Origin of the sequence: Clostridium sediminicola (genome assembly GCF_050402865.1) — a bacterium.
In the GTDB taxonomy this organism is placed as follows: Bacteria; Bacillota; Clostridia; order Clostridiales; family Clostridiaceae; genus Clostridium_AF; species Clostridium_AF sediminicola.
Genome location: NZ_BAABMF010000098.1, coordinates 1 through 255, shown reverse-complemented (window position 1 = coordinate 255; position 255 = coordinate 1). Strand labels below are relative to the sequence as shown.

The 255-nt window shown below is 33.7% G+C and carries 1 protein-coding gene; it reads left to right on the top strand.

Features of this window, described 5'->3' with window-relative positions:
• Positions 1–255 (top strand): transposase (locus tag ACQ3F0_RS26925; RefSeq protein ID WP_428868884.1); only part of this gene is annotated, 255 nt, incomplete at both ends.

The window sequence follows — 255 nt, the reverse complement described above, 5'->3', positions numbered from 1 at the left end:
TTAAAAATGCGAAAAAAGTAGTTGCATTTTTAGGTGTAGATACATCTGTATCACAATCTGGCGATTTTACAAGCACTAAAAACAGGTTAACTAAACGTGGCTCTCGCCTAGGGCGTAAAGTTTTATTCAACCTAGCAATTAATTCAATAAAAACTAGAAAAAACGGCATTGCTGCAAACCCTGTTTTACTAGCTTATTATAAACAATTAACCCAAAGTAAACCTAAAAAAGTCGCCTTATGTGCTGTTATGCATA